The organism is Clostridium chauvoei (assembly GCF_002327185.1).
Classification (GTDB): Bacteria; Bacillota; Clostridia; order Clostridiales; family Clostridiaceae; genus Clostridium; species Clostridium chauvoei.
Genome location: NZ_CP018624.1, coordinates 2,072,571 through 2,092,319 on the forward strand (window position 1 = coordinate 2,072,571; position 19,749 = coordinate 2,092,319).

The window sequence follows — 19,749 nt, forward strand, 5'->3', positions numbered from 1 at the left end:
GCTTTTAATTTCATTTATTTTCTATGATTTAATTATAATAAAAAAAGAAATGCTTTGCCTTAACATGACATTACATTTCTCCCTTGCAACCTTACAGTTGTGTAAGGTTATTCTATTTTTATATTATTTGTTGAAAAATCAATATAAACTTTAGTTCCTACTCCTACTTTAGAAGTAACATATAATTTATGTGAGAGCCTTGTAGCTATTTCATTACATAAATATAACCCTATTCCTGTAGATTTTTTATCACGTCTTCCATTATATCCAGTAAAGCCTTTTTCAAAAATTTGTGATACATCTTCTTCTACTATCCCTATGCCTGTATCTTCAATTACTAAAGTATTTTTACTTTCCTTGTCCATATAAATAGAAATAGTCCCTTTGTTTGTGTATTTTAAACTGTTAGATAGTATTTGTTCAATTACAAAAGTAATCCACTTTTCATCAGTAATAATATTGCAAGTTATATCTTCTAAATCTAAAGCTATCTTTTTATATACAAAGGTTGCAGAATATTTTTTAATAGCACCTTTTATAATCTCTTTAAGAGAATACTCCTGTAGCTTTAAATCATAAGATAGATTTTCTAGTCTTACATAGTATAAAACCATATCTACATATTCATTAATCTTAAATAATTCTTGCTTCATCATATTTTTTTCTACTGATGAATCCATTGATTGAACAATCATAGAAAAAGCTGAAATAGGAGTTTTAATTTGATGAGCCCACATTGTATAGTAATTAACTGTATTCTCATACTTAGAATCTAAATCTGTTTTTAAATTTGTTTTATTATTATAAAGTGCTTCTATAATATTTTCATAATCTTTATTAATTAATGAATTGCTTTTGGGTAGCTTATCCAAACTATACTCTACCTCATTTAATACACTAATTAAAACTTTATGTTTATTATAATAAATATTAAAATCATATAAACTAAATAAGAATGCTAAGGTAGAAACAATAAGTGCTGCATATAAAAATACTCCTAAAGGCAAGTGATATAAACTATATACAAGAAAAAATATTCCCATAAAAACAAGAAATTTTATAATGATACTTAGCTTATCTTTATAATAGCTAATTAATATATTGATTATTTTTTTATCCTTCATACTACTCACCTATTATATAGCCAATTCCTTTTTTAGTTTTTATAAAATCTTTTAGCCCTATTTCTTCAAGTCTTTTTCTAATTCTAGTTACATTAACAGTTAAAGTATTATCATCAATATAGCTTTCACTCTCCCAAAGATAAGTCATAATATCTTCTCTGGAAACAGCTTTGTTTTTATTTTCTAATAATATTTGAAGAATCTTAAACTCATTTTTAGTTAAACTTAACTTTTCCTCTTTATAAGTTAAAGTAATCTCCTCTAGGTTAAGGATAGCCCCCTTACTTTCTAAAACATTCATCTTTCCTTGAAAAGAGTAAGCTCTCCTAAGTAAAGCTTGTACCTTTGCTACAAATATATTTAAATCAAAAGGTTTTACTATAAAATCATCTGCGCCCATATTTATAGCCATAATATAATTCATATTATCACTTTCTGATGATGCAAACATTATTGGAACCTTGGACATCTTTCTTATTTCAGTACACCAATGATATCCATTATAAAAAGGTAAGTTAATATCCATAACTACTAATTGTGGATTAAACTGCATAAATTCACCTAATACATTACTAAAATCAGAAATACATTCTACTTCATATCCCCATTTACATAAATTCTCTTTTAACAATGATGATATAACACTATCATCCTCTACAATTAATATTTTATACATATTTAATTTCCTCTTGTTATTTCTATTAGTTTTTTAATTTAATTATAGCATATTTTGTAAATGCGGTTTTATATTATAGCTACTATATTCTTACCTTATTCCAATTATCTATAGGTTTTATTCTCATTTCACTTTAAATATATTTTTATACTTATTTTAACATCAAAAAAACAATATATTTAGGGTTATGAATAAACATATTGTTTTTACACTATATCTATATTGAGTACTAAAATATCTGTACTTATAAAGACCTATTAATTTTATGAATTTCTTCTTTACTTAGTTTTGTGTATTTCATTATTTTTTCAATAGGCTCATTGTCTTTAAGCATCTCTTTAGCTAATTCTAACCTTTCTTGCATTTTGCCTTCTTCTCTTCCTTCTTCTAATTTTTCTCTATCACGCTCTAAAAGTGTCATAAACTCTACCTCCACGCTAGGATTATTCTTAACTTCTATTACTCTTTTATGGATATTTTTAACTAATGTACCTTTAGTTTTTTCAGCTGTTTTATCATCTGAATGTTCTACATACTCTAAAAAACCAATAAGTTCATCGTTAAGATCTTTTATAATCCCTTTAGTATTTAATATAATTTTATTTGTATCATCTTTTAGTTTTATATTATTATCTTCAATACATACAGTTTCAAATGTGTATTTATGTCGTCCTGCTTTAAATAAATCAAAGGTACATATATATCTAGTCTAATTCGTTTAATTTCTTACCATTATTATATTAAATTATTCATCTAATCTCAATGTTAAAGTCTTGTTTATACAATAACTATATTTAAAATTATTAAAGTGAGCATTGATTTTTAATGCTCACTTTGTTTTTTATTCTTAATAGTAACTTCTTCTGTTTCTTTTATTTCTAAAATCTGATGTTCTTCTTCCACCTCTGAAGCTAGGTCTAAATCTATCACCTTTTAGGAGTTGTAATTTTTCTTTACAGGCTCTACATCTTTCACTTGGGTAATCCCATGCTAATTTTTTCTTACAGTCTAAACAAACTCTTTCATGTTGAAGTAAGCTTGTTAGAAGTAGTTCATTTATTTTATTTGCTGTATTTTCTTTTTCACTTGAAATGTATCCATTGTTTGTAATTAACTTAAAGTTTTTACCAAAGGAGTAGTTAAGCTCTAATGACTTATAATAACATTCAAGTTCATCAAGTTCTTTTTTGGCATTTACTATTTCATTAAGTTTTGGTCTTTTTAAGTTTACTGCCCCTTGGCTATACATAGTGCAGTATTCTTCCCACAATGCAAGTACTCTCTTATTATTTTCTTCAAATGGAATTGTTGCCATCTTTAAAAGATCGCTTTTTGATGCTTTAACTTTTATATCTTTTAATCTATTTAAAAGGAATATTATTGTTGTAACATCTGGCTTTTGGAAATATCCTTTAACTGGTGCTAAGCTCCAAGTTTTTAATGCATCTATAATATCTATATCCAATTCTAAAAGTGAATCTGGAATTTCTATGTAGCATTTTTCTATCTTCTTTGTCTCTGAAGTTAATGCTGATTTAATTAGGTTACTATCAGCTGTTGTAGCAACATATCCTTTTTCGTATATCCCTTTACGTCCAGCTCTTCCTGCAATTTGCTTTATTTCTGAAACCTTTAGCTTTCTTTGTGAAATCCCATCAAACTTTCTTGTTTCTAAGAATACAATACGCTTAATAGGTAAGTTCACACCCATACCAATAGCATCTGTACATACTATTACATCTGTTTCTCCATCTAAGAATCTTTCAAATTGTTTTTTTCTTGTTGAATATGGTAATGATCCATAAATAATACTAGTTTTTATATTATTATTTAGAAGCTCTGCTGAAACTGCTAGTGCCTTCTTTTTCCCAAAGACAACTAAAGCATCTCCTTTTTTAACATCATTTTTAAGTTCAAATTTCTTTTCTTCAAATATTAATTTAGTATTTCTTTTATGATTTATTATTTCATATGTATCATTACAATCTTTTATTAGCTTGATTATTATATCCTTTGCTTCAGGAGCCATGCAAATATGTATTTCTGGTGATAGCACACCTATTATAGCTCTTGTCCAAGCCCATCCTCTTTGTTTATCTGCAATCATTTGAGCTTCATCTATAACACACACATCATAATTAGTTCCTAAAGAAAGTTTTTCAATTGTTGATGAAACATGTGATGCATATGATTTTATATCTTCTTCTTCTCCTGTTAATAATGAACAAGATATATTTTGAGAATTAAGCTTATCTTGAATTTCTAAAGCTAACAATCTTAATGGTGCTAAATATACCCCAGTTTCTGCATCCATAAGTCTTTGAATACTTGCATAGGTTTTTCCTGTATTAGTTTCACCAACATGAAGATAAAAATGTCTTTTCATATCTCTAGCTTCTTTATACTCACCTATTGGATTATCTAATATTATTTCTTTTATCTCATCTTTTACTTTACTTTTTATGTATATATTTTCTGATGTCCAAAGTAATCCTTTTGTACAAATCCATAAAAGACATTCTTTTATAAATTCCATATCTTCAATAGATGGAGCTGAAGGATTTTTTTCTAAATAATTCTTATATATAATATTTTCAACTACAGCTACTCTTTCAATTAGCTTATTTATTTTATATTCTTTATCTATAAGAGTTTTTCTAAAGCCTGGTAAATTAACACTTTTATAATATCCAAATATCATTTCTCTTGCATCATTTAAAAACAGCTTCATATGTTCATTTGTCTTATAAACATTCATATTAATAAGGTCATCTATTTTTTTATCAAAGGAGTTAATAACTTTAACTTTAAGCTTATTTATTCCCTTTGATAATTTTGTAGCTTCTTTATAGTTATCAAGCATAAGCTTTATTATCTTTTCTTCATCTTTACTGTTGTCTGCCTCTATAACTTCTGAAGAATATTCATTTTTAATGCCTAAAATCTTGCAACCTTCATCATAAATATCTAATAAAAGTTTATTATCTAAAGAAATTACCTTTGCTACAACATCATTACCCCATCTAGTTTTGTAACTGTTGCCTATTTCAGTTTTTATTTGTTCTTCTAGTCTTATCTTTTTATTTTCATCTATTTCATTTAAATCTATATCACAATAAATTTTCCCATCTCTAGATCTTTTATACCATCTAACACTATTAAATAGGAATTCTTCATTATATTTCTTTTTAAATTCTTTATATAGCTGACCTTTTTTTATTTCCATAGATGCTTCTACTTTTTCATATAAAACAGTAGCAATATCTTTTGGTATGTACTTGTATAATACTTCTGAATCCTCTGTTATCTTTTGTGGTATATATTTTGATCTACCTTTAGAATTGTCAGAGTACTCACTTTCCTTTAATTCCTTTATGTATGAACCTTCCCAGGATAATTCATATAAAAAGTCTTTTACATACATATAATCATAAATATTAAAAGGTCCATCATCTTTTAAAATAACCTTAGATTCTGCATCCTCTTTGTCAAACTCAGAGTCATCAATCTTAACTTTATGAGTTGTTCTTATATAATTAATGATTTCTTTAATCATTTCAGTAATAAATTCATTGTCTATGTATTTATTTATTTCATTTTTAACTTCTTTTCTTAATGTGCATTTAATTGAACCCATTTTATCACTTCCTTGGTAATCTAAAATTATCTTTTGCTATGTTTAACTATACTACATTGATAATAATTTACAAGGATATAGTCTTTATATTTAAAATTTAGTATTAAACATATTCAATGTTAATAAAAAAGAAAAGTGGCCAAAATTGATATATTCCCTAAGCAATCTTATATTAAATTATCAATTGGCATAAGAACTGTCAATGCAATATAAAGCCAAAATGTAATAGGGAAAAAAATGATAAATATTATTCTTAACCTAGTTGCATTGAACCCAAAATATTCAGATATACCTCCACACACACCTAATATAACCTTATTTGAATTAGATTTGTATAATATGTTTGACATAAAATCCCCTCCTACCTAATAAAAAATATAATCCAAGTACTTATTTAAACTAAGTTCTAAACTTTCTATTTTCCTTTTAGTTATTATAATTATTATACCATATAATAAAAATACTGTAATAAAGTTACTTTTATCCTCTAGGTTGTTTAAACATCTATATTTGGCTATAATATAGATAAATTATAAAAGGAGGCAATATAATGGGTAGACGACTTTTGAATCCTAAAGTAGATTTTATATTTAAGAAAATATTTGGGTCTGAAAAGCATCCAAACATATTAATTTCCTTCTTAAATGCTGTAATGAAACCAGCTGACAAAATAGTTTCTGTAGTCATTAATAATACAGAAATATCAAAGGACTTTTTAGAAGATAAGTTTAGTAGATTAGACGTTAAAGCAACTACAAATAAAGGTGAAGTTATAAATATAGAAATACAAATTAAAAATGAATATAACATGATAAAACGTAGCTTGTACTATTGGAGTAAATTATATGAAGAACAACTTAGTGAAGGTGATAAATATGATAAGCTTTCAAGGACTGTTTGCATTAACATTCTGGATTTTAAATACTTAGATAACGACAGATTCCACAATGGATATAGACTAAAAGAAATTGAAACAAATGAAGAACTTACAGACATTGAAGAAATTCATTTTATAGAAATCCCTAAATTAAAAGACCTTGATGATGATGCAAATATTGATACAATAGATATGCTTACAGCTTGGATTGAATTTTTAAAAGATCCAGAAAGCAATGTAGTTAGAAAACTTGAATTTAGTAAAGAAGAAATTAAAGAAGCTAAAGACGAGCTATATAGACTAAGTAGAGACAAAAAAGAACTTGAACTTTATAACCTGAGAGAAAAATCATTCTTCGATAAAATTTCTGCATTATCTAACGCTGAAGAAAAAGGTAGAGAGCAAGGTCGAGAGCAGGGTTTGGAAGAAGGTAAATTATTAGAAAGAATTAATATAGCTAAAAACCTTTTAGATGTATTAGATAATGAAACCATCTCCCTAAAGACTGGATTAAGTGTAGAGGAAATAGAAAAATTAAGATAAAATTTAAAGTTATAAAAGAAGGCAATTTAATGGATAGAAAACTAAGTAGAAACAAAAAAGAACTTGAGCTTTATAACTTAAGAGAAAAATCATTCTTTGATAAAATTTCTGCCTTATCTAACGCTGAAGAAAAAGGTCGAGAACAGGGTTTGGAGGAAGGTAGAGAGCAAGGTCTTGAAGAAGGTAAATTATTAGAAAGAATTAATATAGCTAAAAACCTTTTAGATGTATTAGATAATGAAACCATCTCATTAAAAACTGGATTAAGTGTAGATGAAATAGAAAAATTAAGATAAATTTTAAAATTATAAAAGGAGGCAATGTAATGGGTAGACGACTTTTAAATCCTAAAGTAGATTTTATATTTAAGAAAATATTTGGGTCTGAAAAGCATCCAAACATATTAATTTCCTTCTTAAATGCTGTAATGAAACCAGCTGACAAAATAGTTTCTGTAGTCATTAATAATACAGAAATATCAAAGGACTTTTTAGAAGATAAGTTTAGTAGATTAGACGTTAAAGCAACTACAAATAAAGGTGAAGTTATAAATATAGAAATACAAATTAAAAATGAATATAACATGATAAAACGTAGCTTGTACTATTGGAGTAAATTATATGAAGAACAACTTAGTGAAGGTGATAAATATGATAAGCTTTCAAGGACTGTTTGCATTAACATTCTGGATTTTAAATACTTAGATAACGACAGATTCCACAATGGATATAGACTAAAAGAAATTGAAACAAATGAAGAACTTACAGACATTGAAGAAATTCATTTTATAGAAATCCCTAAATTAAAAGACCTTGATGATGATGCAAATATTGATACAATAGATATGCTTACAGCTTGGATTGAGTTTTTAAAAGATCCTGAAAGCAATGTAGTTAGAAAACTTGAATTTAGTAAAGAAGAAATAAAAGAAGCTAAAGACGAGCTATATAGACTAAGTAGAGATAAAAAAGAACTTGAACTTTACAACTTAAGAGAAAAATCATTCTTTGATAAAATTTCTGCCTTATCTAACGCTGAAGAAAAAGGTAGAGAGCAAGGTTTGGAGGAAGGTAGAGAGCAAGGTCTTGAAGAAGGTAAATTATTAGAAAGAATTAATATAGCTAAAAACCTTTTAGATGTATTAGATAATGAAACTATCTCATTAAAGACTGGCTTAAGTGTAGATGAAATAGAAAAATTAAGATAAATTTTAAAATTATAAAAGGAGGCAATGTAATGGGTAGACGACTTTTGAATCCTAAAGTAGATTTTATATTTAAGAAAATATTTGGGTCTGAGAAGCATCCAAACATATTAATTTCCTTCTTAAATGCTGTAATGAAACCAGCTGACAAAATAGTTTCTGTAGTCATTAATAATACAGAAATATCAAAGGACTTTTTAGAAGATAAGTTTAGTAGATTAGATGTTAAAGCAACTACAAATAAAGGTGAAGTTATAAATATAGAAATACAAATTAAAAATGAATATAACATGATAAAACGTAGCTTGTACTATTGGAGCAAATTATATGAAGAACAACTTAGTGAAGGTGATAAATATGATAAGCTTTCAAGGACTGTTTGCATTAATATTCTAGATTTTAAATACTTAGATAACGACAGATTCCACAATGGATATAGACTAAAAGAAATTGAAACAAATGAAGAACTTACAGACATTGAAGAAATTCATTTTATAGAAATTCCTAAATTAAAAGATCTTGATGATGATGCAAATATTGATACAATAGATATGCTTACAGCTTGGATTGAGTTTTTAAAAGATCCAGAAAGCAATGTAGTTAGAAAACTTGAATTTAGTAAAGAAGAAATTAAAGAAGCTAAAGACGAGCTATATAGACTAAGTAGAGACAAAAAAGAACTTGAACTTTACAACTTAAGAGAAAAATCATTCTTTGATAAAATTTCTGCATTATCTAACGCTGAAGAAAAAGGTCGAGAGGAAGGTAAATTATTAGAAAGAATTAATATAGCTAAAAACCTTTTAGATGTATTAGATAATGAAACCATCTCCCTAAAGACTGGCTTAAGTGTAGATGAAATAGAAAAATTAAGATAAATTTTAAAATTATAAAAGGAGGCAATATAATGGGTAGACGACTTTTAAATCCTAAAGTAGATTTTATATTTAAGAAAATATTTGGGTCTGAGAAGCATCCAAACATATTAATTTCCTTCTTAAATGCTGTAATGAAACCAGCTGACAAAATAGTTTCTGTAGTCATTAATAATACAGAAATAACAAAGGACTTTTTAGAAGATAAGTTTAGTAGATTAGATGTTAAAGCAACTACAAATAAAGGTGAAGTTATAAATATAGAAATACAAATTAAAAATGAATATAACATGATAAAACGTAGCTTGTACTATTGGAGCAAATTATATGAAGAACAACTTAGTGAAGGTGATAAATATGATAAGCTTTCAAGGACTGTTTGCATTAATATTCTAGATTTTAAATACTTAGATAACGACAGATTCCACAATGGATATAGACTAAAAGAAATTGAAACAAATGAAGAACTTACAGACATTGAAGAAATTCATTTTATAGAAATTCCTAAATTAAAAGATCTTGATGATGATGCAAATATTGATACAATAGATATGCTTACAGCTTGGATTGAGTTTTTAAAAGATCCAGAAAGCAATGTAGTTAGAAAACTTGAATTTAGTAAAGAAGAAATTAAAGAAGCTAAAGACGAGCTATATAGACTAAGTAGAGACAAAAAAGAACTTGAACTTTACAACTTAAGAGAAAAATCATTCTTTGATAAAATTTCTGCATTATCTAACGCTGAAGAAAAAGGTAGAGAGCAAGGTTTGGAGGAAGGTCTTGAACAAGGTCGAGAGCAGGGTTTGGAAGAGGGTAAATTATTAGAAAGAATTAATATAGCTAAAAACCTTTTAGATGTATTAGATAATGAAACCATCTCATTAAAAACTGGATTAAGTGTAGATGAAATAGAAAAATTAAGATAAAATTTAAAGTTATAAAAGAAGGCAATGTAATGGATAGAAAACTAAGTAGAAACAAAAAAGAACTTGAACTTTACAACTTAAGAGAAAAATCATTCTTTGATAAAATTTCTGCCTTATCTAACGCTGAAGAAAAAGGTAGAGAGCAAGGTTTGGAGGAAGGTAGAGAGCAAGGTCTTGAAGAAGGTCGAGAACAAGGTCTGGAAGAAGGTAAATTATTAGAAAGAATTAATATAGCTAAAAACCTTTTAGATGTATTAGATAATGAAACCATCTCCCTAAAGACTGGATTAAGTGTAGAGGAAATAGAAAAGTTGAGATAAATTTTAAAATTATAAAAGGAGGCAATGTAATGGGTAGACGACTTTTGAATCCTAAAGTAGATTTTATATTTAAGAAAATATTTGGGTCTGAAAAGCATCCAAACATATTAATTTCCTTCTTAAATGCTGTAATGAAACCAGCTGACAAAATAGTTTCTGTAGTCATTAATAATACAGAAATATCAAAGGACTTTTTAGAAGATAAGTTTAGTAGATTAGATGTTAAAGCAACTACAAATAAAGGTGAAGTTATAAATATAGAAATACAAATTAAAAATGAATATAACATGATAAAACGTAGCTTGTACTATTGGAGCAAATTATATGAAGAACAACTTAGTGAAGGTGATAAATATGATAAGCTTTCAAGGACTGTTTGCATTAATATTCTAGATTTTAAATACTTAGATAACGACAGATTCCACAATGGATATAGACTAAAAGAAATTGAAACAAATGAAGAACTTACAGACATTGAAGAAATTCATTTTATAGAAATTCCTAAATTAAAAGATCTTGATGATGATGCAAATATTGATACAATAGATATGCTTACAGCTTGGATTGAGTTTTTAAAAGATCCAGAAAGCAATGTAGTTAGAAAACTTGAATTTAGTAAAGAAGAAATTAAAGAAGCTAAAGACGAGCTATATAGACTAAGTAGAGACAAAAAAGAACTTGAACTTTACAACTTAAGAGAAAAATCATTCTTTGATAAAATTTCTGCATTATCTAACGCTGAAGAAAAAGGTCGAGAGGAAGGTAAATTATTAGAAAGAATTAATATAGCTAAAAACCTTTTAGATGTATTAGATAATGAAACCATCTCCCTAAAGACTGGCTTAAGTGTAGATGAAATAGAAAAATTAAGATAAATTTTAAAATTATAAAAGGAGGCAATATAATGGGTAGACGACTTTTAAATCCTAAAGTAGATTTTATATTTAAGAAAATATTTGGGTCTGAGAAGCATCCAAACATATTAATTTCCTTCTTAAATGCTGTAATGAAACCAGCTGACAAAATAGTTTCTGTAGTCATTAATAATACAGAAATAACAAAGGACTTTTTAGAAGATAAGTTTAGTAGATTAGATGTTAAAGCAACTACAAATAAAGGTGAAGTTATAAATATAGAAATACAAATTAAAAATGAATATAACATGATAAAACGTAGCTTGTACTATTGGAGCAAATTATATGAAGAACAACTTAGTGAAGGTGATAAATATGATAAGCTTTCAAGGACTGTTTGCATTAATATTCTAGATTTTAAATACTTAGATAACGACAGATTCCACAATGGATATAGACTAAAAGAAATTGAAACAAATGAAGAACTTACAGACATTGAAGAAATTCATTTTATAGAAATTCCTAAATTAAAAGACCTTGATGATGATGCAAATATTGATACAATAGATATGCTTACAGCTTGGATTGAGTTTTTAAAAGATCCTGAAAGCAATGTAGTTAGAAAACTTGAATTTAGTAAAGAAGAAATAAAAGAAGCTAAAGACGAGCTATATAGACTAAGTAGAGACAAAAAAGAACTTGAACTTTACAACTTAAGAGAAAAATCATTCTTTGATAAAATTTCTGCCTTATCTAACGCTGAAGAAAAAGGTAGAGAGCAAGGTTTGGAGGAAGGTAGAGAGCAAGGTCTTGAAGAAGGTAAATTATTAGAAAGAATTAATATAGCTAAAAATCTTTTAGATGTATTAGATAATGAAACTATCTCTTTAAAGACTGGATTAAGTGTAGATGAAATAGAAAAATTAAGATAAAATTTAACATTAATAAATTTAAAAGGATGTCCACATCAACTACTTCCTGTTTACTTCACAGGGGATAGCTCAAAGTGGACACCCTTTATTTTTATAAAAATTACTCACATTAATTTCATATACTTAAACTACTTATTATTTACTATCTTTAATAACTTATCTATATATTTTTTATCCATTTTTACATAGTTTGAACCTTTTTCACTTGAATCTTTTTTAGCTCCACTATGCATAATATATTGGTCTATATCAACATATTCTTGCCATGAATCACCCTTATATTCCTTTGAAGATTGAGAACTAGATGGATAAGCTAATTTTAACTTCTTACCATTTTTCAATGTAATATTATAGAAAAATTCCCCCTTACTTTTTCCACTATCACCAAAGCCAGTATGGATATACTCTACATCACTAAAGTTATACTTATTTCCTTTTAAATTAAAAAAGCTATAATCATAAACCCCCTCTTTCGTAACTACCACTACACTAGTTACTATCATATATATAAATATAATTATTGCTAATATCAATAACTTATCACACTTTAACCATAACGATGAACCTTTGTCCTTAGAAAGCAATTTTTTCTTGTCTACAAATAGTATTTCTATTCTTCCAATTGCTATTATCAATATTAGAAATAATAAATATGAATATGGACTTTTTATAAGGTAAATTATATATTCTCCTTTAACAAATAGTTTTGCTTGTATAAAGTTAATTCCTATATAAAGTCCCATAAAAGCTATCAAACTTACTACTACTAATAAAATATAGAATATACCTGTTCCTATAAAACTTAGTTTTTTATCTTGCATTTATGCTCCCCCTAAGATGTTATATTTTATCTCTTTACCTATTTATTTCATATAATTAGTTTTTACTCCATTATATTACAAGATTTAGATAAGTACAATTAATCATAGAAACTTGCTTTTCTTCTATAACTCACATCAAAATGAGTATCTTTTTATAAAAAACAAGATAATTCTAGTTAAATTATTTATTTTTAACTAAAATTATCTTCTTCAAAGCTCTAAATATATTTTTATTTAATTCATACCAACGTAAAGGTAAATATTATAAATCTTCTGTCTTGTAAACAGTGTATCCTTCATAATAGTAGCTTGTATCAATACCCTTCATATAAATTTCTCTATCATTAATTTTATCAATTAATGCTTGTTTTAAAATATGCTTAATCTCTATATCTTTTATAGGGCTACGTTCCATTGCAAGCAAATAATCATTCTTATCAACTTCACTCCAGTTAACTACTTTTCCCAACTCTTTTTTTAATATTAAATCAAGCCAAATTCGTGAACTTCTTCCATTTCCTTCTCTAAAAGGATGAGCAATATTCATTTCAACATATTTTTCAATTATTTCATCAAAACTTGATTGTGACATTGATTCAATATGTTCTAATGATGCTTTCAGATACATAATAGGAGCAAACCTGAAATTCCCCTTTGCAATATTCACATCACGTACTACTCCTGCAAATTCATATATATCCTCAAATAAATATCTATTAAGTTGAGCTAATGTATTATATTTTCCTGCTTCTAAACTATCTAAATATCCACTTTCGAATAATTCGATAGCTTTTTTCTTGCTTATTTTTTCTTCTACCCTAGCAAGCTCAACTGAATCTGTAATTTGCAATTTATTATTAAGTGCCATAATACCTCCTATATAATAGATGTTTATTTTTCTCTTATATATTAATTACTTTTTTATTCTCTATTTTAATTATAACATTGATTAAAAGCTTATTTAATTGAAAAATTCATTAATAAGAACTATCTCCATTTACTCTCTAGGAATTCTAAAACTTTGTTCTATCCCCATTTCTCTAATACTATCTAACCATCTATAAATATCAGCCTGATTATATTTGTAACTTCCATTATCATTCTTAGCTTTTTCTAATGCTATTCCCATTAAAGCATATTCATTTTCTAATAAAGTATCAAAAACTTCTACTGAATAAATTATAAAACAATGTTATCAAGTTCGTACACTACTTATAATTTAACTATTAATATATCTCTCATACATATTTAACACCTTAACACTTTTGTTATATTGTCTATATTTATATTCCAATAAATCTGATTTATCCGATTCATGAGTAGACATTATTACTTGAGAATCAGTAAATGAATCTACCAGTACATCTGCAAAAGAGAAAGCACTTATATCATCAATTGATTGAAGAGGATCATCTATTAATATTAAATCTAAACCATCATTAAAATCAATAGTACTCCTTATTGATAACATAATTGATAATGCTACTCCATTTAATTGACCCATACTTAAATAGTTAAATATGTCATCCTCTTTGTTATCAGTTTGGAAAATAACTTGCTTATCCTTTATATCTACATTTATTCCTAATCCCATAGGATAATTCTGAATTATTTTACCTGAAGTTATGTATAATGGTATTTTTATATTCTCCACTAAATTCGTTTGGTACGCCTTAAATGCAGCATCATATTTCTTTCTATATTCCTTAACTGTATCTTCTGCTAACTTATTTTGATTTTTTACTTTTTCATATTCTATATTCCTATCCTGAAGCTTCTTTTTTTCTATTGAGATTTGTTTGGAATATCCTGTTGAATATTTATCAGCAATAAACGCTATTTTATTATTTATATCAACTTCCTTATGATTAATTCCATTTTTATAGTACTTATCAATTAAATTCTCATAATCCTTAACTTCTTTTTCAGATAGTCTTTCCCCTAATCTATTAATTTCTTTTTCAATATTTAATTTAAATAAACTGTATTCATTATCAAAATTTTCACTTGCAAAGTCCTTTTCATTATTAAATTTTAACTCCGTCATTACCTCTTTTTCTTCTGTAAGATTAGAAATATTAATATTAATTAGCTTTTCTAACTCTAAATACAATTTATATTCTGTATTATTTAAAAACTTAGCCTTTTCATTTATACATTCAGCCTCATCAAAATACTTCTCTATTTTATCTTTAATCAAATCTACGTCTTTTTCTAACAATGTATTATTTTCTTTTAATACTCTTTCTGTCATATTAAAAAGTCTTTCCAATTCCATAGATGTATTTCCACACAAAGGACACACATTCTTATCAAAATTATTATTTTTAATATTTTTATTGAAAAACCCTATTAAATTTTTTCTATTAGTAATAAAGGTAGCCCTATATCTCTCATTGCTCTTTAAATCTGTTAATAATTTATTGTATCTTCTTAAAGATATTTCTATTTCTGTTATACTTTCAATTGAAATGCCCACTAGCTTTCCTACGGCTATTGCATCGCTATATTTTCTTTCTTTTAACATGTTATCTACATTCTTTATATTATTTAAAATATCTACTTTAGGCTTAATTTTTTCAATTTCATCAGCATAGTATATCGCTCTCAAATTATTCTCTATTGAACTTTTAACCTTTTTTTCAAAATCCTTTAGAAACTCACTTTTTTCTTGAATATTACTACTATCTAATATTCCTAAAATTAAACTCTTTCTATCACCATACTTCTTCTCAAGAAACTCTAAAGACTCCTTTTGTGAAATATACATACCAATATCAAAAATGCTTTTATTAAACTTTAATAGTTGCCATAAATATTCTTCAGTACACTCTTCTTCATTAACCTTTTTAGTAGATGTACATCCATATTTACAATCAATACATCTTTCAATAGTTATAATATTACCTTTTTCATTAACTAATTTGGCAGTAATTTTAATATCCTTTGAGGGATTATTAGCTAAAATTGATTTAGAAATATTTCCTCTATTTAAGAGAGTTGAGTTAAAGCTCTTAATATCTCCCGTCAATAGTAATTCTACAGCTTCAAAAGTAGTTGTCTTTCCATATCCATTCGGACCATTTAGAAGTACTAAATTAGCCTCCTTAAAGTTAATCTCTACTCCTAATTCATTTTCACTATACTCTACAAACTTAAAATTATTAATCCATATGCTTTCAATCCTAATTAGTTCATTAAAGCTATACTTTTTATTCTTTTTAGCCCAAGCTTCAAATATATTCACTTCATCATCGTTATAATAAAAAACATATTTTTTACAGAAATACTCATTCTCTTCTATTTCAATTATCTTCTTATATAATTGTTCTCCTATAGAAGTTGTCTTTAAAATAACTATTGAATAAATAAATTGTGGTTTAATATTCCTTAATATTTCATTTTTATTACAACAACTTTCTATATATGCCGCAATTTCTGAGAGAATAGATAATTCTATGTAATTATCTACTGTATCTTGCTAAAATGCAAAGATCCTTTATTACTTTAAATTATTATTTATATTAACAACACAAGAATCTTTTAAAAATTTTATAAAATCCCTTAATATTATGTAAAGATTGTTTTGGATATTTAGTTGAACTCCTACTCGATGAAAAGGTAAAATCAACCCTTTTTTTAGCTCTAGATAAAGCTACAAAAAATGCACAAAAATCTTCATTCTTTTGATTGTTAAAATTCCAAAAAGCACCATCCTCTAGTCCTATAAAAAATACCACCTCATATTCCAAGCCTTTACTTTTATGTATTATCATAATAGGAATAGAATTTTCCCCTTTAAAGTTATTTAATGCTATATTCCAATTTTCACTCATTTCATACTCGTTCCATAATAATTCACAATACTTATCAATATAATATTTGAATGTATTATCATTTTTATATTGATTATATTTTCCTTTATACTTATCTATATCTATAAACTCTAATAACTTATATATAAAATTGTTAAATGATTGTTTATCTAATACCCCTAATAATACTTCTTTTAACTCAATAATTTTACATTTAATTTCGTGTTCAAATTTGTTAATATCATATAAGTCTTTTAGTTTATCTTCATTCAATTCAAACATTAATTCCAATAAGTCTGCCCATTCATTTGGTGATTTCTCATTTATTAATATTTTAATAAATTTATTTAACATAAATACTAACTCTTCTTTTAATATATCCTGATATATTACTTCATTTCTAGCTAATATTTCATACTCTTTCAAAAAATCAATAATCTTTTTACAATATACATCAGGAGTTTGCTTTACTAAAATACATATATCTCTATGTGCATATCCTTTTTGTATAAGATTATATATTTCTAGTGCAATAATCTTTGCTTCTTCTTCATCATTATTAAATAAATGTAAATAGGATTCTCCATCATATTCATTCCATTTTGGATTATTTTCTATATCAAATGTAACCTCACTATCCTTATAAAAGAATTCGCTATATATAGTTTTTTGTATTTTCAACAATCTTGGAGCACTTCTATGATTCATAATTAACATTGCATCATTTGCGTTAAAATCTCTTATAAATTTTTCAAATGCATCTCTTAGTGCACCTGCCCATACCATTATTCTTTGTTTATCATCTCCAACAGCAGTTATTAGTATAGCTTCATCATAAAAACAGCTCTGTAGTAAATCATACTGTAAAGAAGTAGTATCTTGATACTCATCTAAAAATATATGAGAATATGTCATATTTAAGATTTTTTTGATCATTGGATTACTACTTATTAAATATTCTGCTAACCTATTAATCATCCTAAATGTTAAATAACATTTCTGCTCACCATCCTCGTTAGCTATATATTTCCATAATGTTTTGATATTATTCCCTTCACAGAATGGTAATTTTTCGCTCGTTAACTTATCAATTTCTTTTATATATTGATTCTTATATTGATAATTAAATATTTCATTTTCTCTCAAGAGTTCTATTAAATCTTTATCTTCTATTATTTCATAATTTCTTAATGGTCTATATTCTATTGGAATAGCATTCAAAAATTGATCCACTAAAGATTTAGCAAATGCATCAAATGTCATAGAATCAAATCTTGAAGCTAATTCCCTACCACAACGTTTTACTACCCTCTCCTTAATATTAACAGCTGCATCCTTCTTAAAACTAACAGCCAATATTCGTCGTGGTTCTTTACACTCATCAGTTTGTAACAAATAACATGCTCGTTGTGCTAACAGCTCACTCTTCCCAGCACCAGGGCCTGCAATTACAAGCATATTATTGTTACTTTTTACTACTTCTAAAGCATTTTCTTCTAGAATCATACCATCTACAGGAATCCACTTTTCTTTATCAATTAAAATCCCCACCTATCTCATCCCCCCAAAGACTCTATCTAGCATAATTTGCTCTCTATATTTCTCCTTATTTTCATAAAAATATCTGGCATATTTTCAATTAACATCTCATCTTCAATATTTAATAATGCAACTCTATGTGTTGTTGGTTTACCACGTGTTAAGAAAAAGTATTTATACCAAATCATTAATTCCATTTCTTCTTTTGTGAATGTACTTCCTGAAGTACATTTATCTTTTAATGTATCTTTAACATCTTGTGATAATCTTTTGTCATATTTGCTTTTTAAACGCTTTTTATTTTTCTTATCTTTTTCTGTCTCAATATCTTTTATCTTTCCATACCCAATAATTTGCGGACCTTCATTTTCATTTAATATCTGAAGATACTCACTTTTAAATTTTTTTATCATTAAAAAATCAATATCTAATGGTGCTGAAAAATAAATATCATACGCCTCTAAAAACCCTATCCATTTATTCATCTCATCAATGTTCTCTACATTCCAAATATGCATATCATCAAAATTTCCAATCATAGTAATTTCACTTGACTTCTCAAGCTGATCTATAGTTATTTTATTTAATTTTATTAATTCTTCACATACATATTTGATTCTTCCCCATCCTCCAAGATATCTTTCTCTATCTAAGTCTAATAGTGTGATATATGGAATATTTAATTGATTTAATAATCTCCAAAAATGATTTACATGCCTACCGCCTAAAGGAACTACTGAAATTGACTTTGTATCAATCTTATTACCTAAAACTTCTATCATTTTAGGTAATAGAATTTCCTCACTATCGCCTTCTCCTAGTATAACTAAATTTGCAAAGTATAACTCTGGATATGCTATAACTCCATTTTTTATATATTTATACTCTTCTTCTGAATATCCATCTTTAGAAGGTAAATCTAGGCTTTCAGATTGTTTTATATAACATAGCCTTGTATCTATGCTGCCTTCTACTGTTGATCCTCTACTCCATGTTGCCTCTAATCTAATCCTCAAATACTGCCTCTATATATAAATTTTTCTCTTGAATATCTTCAGGATTCTCATCTTTATTTAAATGAAAGTCTGATCTAACCAATGCTCTTTCTCCAGCTGTTGCACCAAATAATTTTTGTAATGCACTTAATGCTGTTGTTTTTCCACTGCTATTATTTCCAATAAATGTTGTTAATTCATTAAATTCAATTATTTTTGCTTCACAAAAAGATCTATAATTATAAATCTTTATTTTTTTCAATCTCATAACCATAATTTTCCCTTCAGCTTGTATTTGTGTACTTATGTAAACAACTTCATAGTATAATATTACTATTTTTCTCCTTAAATAACAATAAGATACTGTTGTTGTATCATACTTAAGCATAATTTTTATAATTTTCTTGCTTATAATTTGAAATTATAAACTTATTATATATAATAAAAACAACTGAAATAAATTCAGCTGCTCTTTTAAAACTGTATATCATCCTCTTATATTTTTTCTAATAATTTTGGTTCTCCACAGGTATGGTTCACCGTACCGTAAGTATAAAAATTTAGATTTCCCCATATACAATATAATTAATATAATTTTAAATTCAAGTTTC

Annotated in this window: 20 protein-coding genes; 8 read left to right on the forward strand and 12 right to left on the reverse strand. The window is 26.4% G+C overall.

The genetic code is table 11. From position 1 onward, the window contains the following. Positions 1-107: 107 nt before the first annotated feature. The 5 genes from BTM21_RS09720 to BTM21_RS09740 all read right to left on the reverse strand — a co-directional run bounded on the left by BTM21_RS09720 (position 108) and on the right by BTM21_RS09740 (position 5,787). A complete protein-coding gene (locus tag BTM21_RS09720; protein ID WP_079481122.1) occupies positions 108-1,124 on the reverse strand; it encodes a sensor histidine kinase in 1,017 nt (338 codons plus the stop codon). 1 nt (position 1,125) lies between these two features. After that, positions 1,126-1,800, reverse strand: a complete 675-nt coding sequence (locus BTM21_RS09725; protein WP_021874877.1) for a response regulator transcription factor — start codon at positions 1,798-1,800, stop codon at positions 1,126-1,128. Positions 1,801-2,044: 244 nt separating this feature from the next. Continuing rightward, positions 2,045-2,221, reverse strand: a complete 177-nt coding sequence (locus BTM21_RS13995; RefSeq protein ID WP_242944832.1) for a hypothetical protein — start codon at positions 2,219-2,221, stop codon at positions 2,045-2,047. 426 nt (positions 2,222-2,647) lie between these two features. Continuing rightward, positions 2,648-5,437, reverse strand: coding sequence for a helicase-related protein (locus BTM21_RS09735; protein ID WP_021874875.1), 2,790 nt, complete (start codon positions 5,435-5,437; stop codon positions 2,648-2,650). 167 nt (positions 5,438-5,604) lie between these two features. Further along, positions 5,605-5,787 (reverse strand): PspC domain-containing protein, encoded by a 183-nt coding sequence (locus BTM21_RS09740; RefSeq protein WP_079481121.1) that lies wholly within the window; start codon positions 5,785-5,787, stop codon positions 5,605-5,607. Positions 5,788-5,987: 200 nt separating this feature from the next. On the opposite strand from BTM21_RS09740, the gene BTM21_RS09745 reads away from it, so the two are divergent. From BTM21_RS09745 to BTM21_RS09780, 8 genes are read left to right on the forward strand one after another with little or no spacing between them, the layout of a single operon-like run. Further along, positions 5,988-6,857, forward strand: a complete 870-nt coding sequence (locus BTM21_RS09745; RefSeq protein ID WP_079481120.1) for an Rpn family recombination-promoting nuclease/putative transposase — start codon at positions 5,988-5,990, stop codon at positions 6,855-6,857. A gap of 29 nt (positions 6,858-6,886) precedes the next feature. After that, a complete protein-coding gene (locus BTM21_RS09750; RefSeq protein WP_079481119.1) occupies positions 6,887-7,153 on the forward strand; it encodes a hypothetical protein in 267 nt (88 codons plus the stop codon). Between the two features lie 29 nt (positions 7,154-7,182). Next, positions 7,183-8,064 (forward strand): Rpn family recombination-promoting nuclease/putative transposase, encoded by an 882-nt coding sequence (locus tag BTM21_RS09755; protein ID WP_079481118.1) that lies wholly within the window; start codon positions 7,183-7,185, stop codon positions 8,062-8,064. Positions 8,065-8,093: 29 nt separating this feature from the next. Next, positions 8,094-8,939: an Rpn family recombination-promoting nuclease/putative transposase gene (locus tag BTM21_RS09760; RefSeq protein WP_079481115.1), complete on the forward strand. Its 846-nt coding sequence runs from the start codon at positions 8,094-8,096 to the stop codon at positions 8,937-8,939. 29 nt (positions 8,940-8,968) lie between these two features. Further along, complete coding sequence (locus tag BTM21_RS09765; RefSeq protein ID WP_079481117.1) at positions 8,969-9,862, forward strand: Rpn family recombination-promoting nuclease/putative transposase; 894 nt, start codon at positions 8,969-8,971, stop codon at positions 9,860-9,862. A gap of 29 nt (positions 9,863-9,891) precedes the next feature. Further along, entirely contained in the window at positions 9,892-10,182 is a 291-nt protein-coding gene (locus tag BTM21_RS09770; protein WP_079481116.1) for a hypothetical protein, read from the forward strand. A gap of 29 nt (positions 10,183-10,211) precedes the next feature. Then, a complete protein-coding gene (locus BTM21_RS09775; RefSeq protein WP_079481115.1) occupies positions 10,212-11,057 on the forward strand; it encodes an Rpn family recombination-promoting nuclease/putative transposase in 846 nt (281 codons plus the stop codon). 29 nt (positions 11,058-11,086) lie between these two features. Next, the gene (locus tag BTM21_RS09780) at positions 11,087-11,968 is read left to right on the forward strand and encodes an Rpn family recombination-promoting nuclease/putative transposase (protein WP_079481114.1); all 882 of its coding nucleotides are present in this window, start codon (positions 11,087-11,089) and stop codon (positions 11,966-11,968) included. A 128-nt stretch (positions 11,969-12,096) separates the two neighbouring features. On the opposite strand, the gene BTM21_RS09785 is transcribed toward BTM21_RS09780, so the two are convergent. The 7 genes from BTM21_RS09785 to BTM21_RS14000 all read right to left on the reverse strand — a co-directional run bounded on the left by BTM21_RS09785 (position 12,097) and on the right by BTM21_RS14000 (position 19,526). Further along, the gene (locus tag BTM21_RS09785) at positions 12,097-12,789 is read right to left on the reverse strand and encodes a hypothetical protein (RefSeq protein WP_021874872.1); all 693 of its coding nucleotides are present in this window, start codon (positions 12,787-12,789) and stop codon (positions 12,097-12,099) included. 262 nt (positions 12,790-13,051) lie between these two features. Beyond that, entirely contained in the window at positions 13,052-13,657 is a 606-nt protein-coding gene (gene fic, locus BTM21_RS09790; protein ID WP_021874871.1) for a protein adenylyltransferase Fic, read from the reverse strand. Between the two features lie 129 nt (positions 13,658-13,786). Beyond that, the gene (locus tag BTM21_RS14095; RefSeq protein ID WP_021874870.1) at positions 13,787-13,918 is read right to left on the reverse strand and encodes a hypothetical protein; all 132 of its coding nucleotides are present in this window, start codon (positions 13,916-13,918) and stop codon (positions 13,787-13,789) included. 90 nt (positions 13,919-14,008) lie between these two features. Continuing rightward, positions 14,009-16,249 carry an ABC-three component system middle component 1 gene (locus BTM21_RS09795; RefSeq protein ID WP_079481113.1) on the reverse strand — a complete coding sequence of 747 codons (2,241 nt, stop codon included), beginning with the start codon at positions 16,247-16,249 and terminating at the stop codon, positions 14,009-14,011. Between the two features lie 64 nt (positions 16,250-16,313). Further along, positions 16,314-18,155: a UvrD-helicase domain-containing protein gene (locus BTM21_RS09800; RefSeq protein ID WP_021874868.1), complete on the reverse strand. Its 1,842-nt coding sequence runs from the start codon at positions 18,153-18,155 to the stop codon at positions 16,314-16,316. Between the two features lie 26 nt (positions 18,156-18,181). Next, positions 18,182-19,159: an ATP-dependent endonuclease gene (locus BTM21_RS09805; protein ID WP_242944831.1), complete on the reverse strand. Its 978-nt coding sequence runs from the start codon at positions 19,157-19,159 to the stop codon at positions 18,182-18,184. Continuing rightward, positions 19,149-19,526: an AAA family ATPase gene (locus BTM21_RS14000; RefSeq protein WP_242944830.1), complete on the reverse strand. Its 378-nt coding sequence runs from the start codon at positions 19,524-19,526 to the stop codon at positions 19,149-19,151. The genes BTM21_RS09805 and BTM21_RS14000 overlap by 11 nt, the downstream gene beginning before the upstream one ends. Between the last annotated feature and the right edge of the window lie 223 nt (positions 19,527-19,749).

Excerpts from the sequence above, each read along its gene's own strand:
- BTM21_RS09770 (WP_079481116.1), top strand. The coding sequence starts at position 9,892 with ATGGATAGAAAACTAAGTAGAAACAAAAAAGAACTTGAACTTTACAAC.
- BTM21_RS14000 (WP_242944830.1), bottom strand. The coding sequence starts at position 19,526 with ATGCTTAAGTATGATACAACAACAGTATCTTATTGTTATTTAAGGAGA.
- BTM21_RS09750 (WP_079481119.1), top strand. The coding sequence starts at position 6,887 with ATGGATAGAAAACTAAGTAGAAACAAAAAAGAACTTGAGCTTTATAAC.
- BTM21_RS09755 (WP_079481118.1), top strand. The coding sequence starts at position 7,183 with ATGGGTAGACGACTTTTAAATCCTAAAGTAGATTTTATATTTAAGAAA.
- BTM21_RS09725 (WP_021874877.1), bottom strand. The coding sequence starts at position 1,800 with ATGTATAAAATATTAATTGTAGAGGATGATAGTGTTATATCATCATTG.
- BTM21_RS09785 (WP_021874872.1), bottom strand. The coding sequence starts at position 12,789 with ATGCAAGATAAAAAACTAAGTTTTATAGGAACAGGTATATTCTATATT.
- BTM21_RS09740 (WP_079481121.1), bottom strand. The coding sequence starts at position 5,787 with ATGTCAAACATATTATACAAATCTAATTCAAATAAGGTTATATTAGGT.
- BTM21_RS09780 (WP_079481114.1), top strand. The coding sequence starts at position 11,087 with ATGGGTAGACGACTTTTAAATCCTAAAGTAGATTTTATATTTAAGAAA.
- BTM21_RS09745 (WP_079481120.1), top strand. The coding sequence starts at position 5,988 with ATGGGTAGACGACTTTTGAATCCTAAAGTAGATTTTATATTTAAGAAA.
- BTM21_RS09765 (WP_079481117.1), top strand. The coding sequence starts at position 8,969 with ATGGGTAGACGACTTTTAAATCCTAAAGTAGATTTTATATTTAAGAAA.
- BTM21_RS09775 (WP_079481115.1), top strand. The coding sequence starts at position 10,212 with ATGGGTAGACGACTTTTGAATCCTAAAGTAGATTTTATATTTAAGAAA.
- fic (WP_021874871.1), bottom strand. The coding sequence starts at position 13,657 with ATGGCACTTAATAATAAATTGCAAATTACAGATTCAGTTGAGCTTGCT.
- BTM21_RS09735 (WP_021874875.1), bottom strand. The coding sequence starts at position 5,437 with ATGGGTTCAATTAAATGCACATTAAGAAAAGAAGTTAAAAATGAAATA.
- BTM21_RS14095 (WP_021874870.1), bottom strand. The coding sequence starts at position 13,918 with ATGGGAATAGCATTAGAAAAAGCTAAGAATGATAATGGAAGTTACAAA.
- BTM21_RS13995 (WP_242944832.1), bottom strand. The coding sequence starts at position 2,221 with ATGACACTTTTAGAGCGTGATAGAGAAAAATTAGAAGAAGGAAGAGAA.
- BTM21_RS09760 (WP_079481115.1), top strand. The coding sequence starts at position 8,094 with ATGGGTAGACGACTTTTGAATCCTAAAGTAGATTTTATATTTAAGAAA.
- BTM21_RS09720 (WP_079481122.1), bottom strand. The coding sequence starts at position 1,124 with ATGAAGGATAAAAAAATAATCAATATATTAATTAGCTATTATAAAGAT.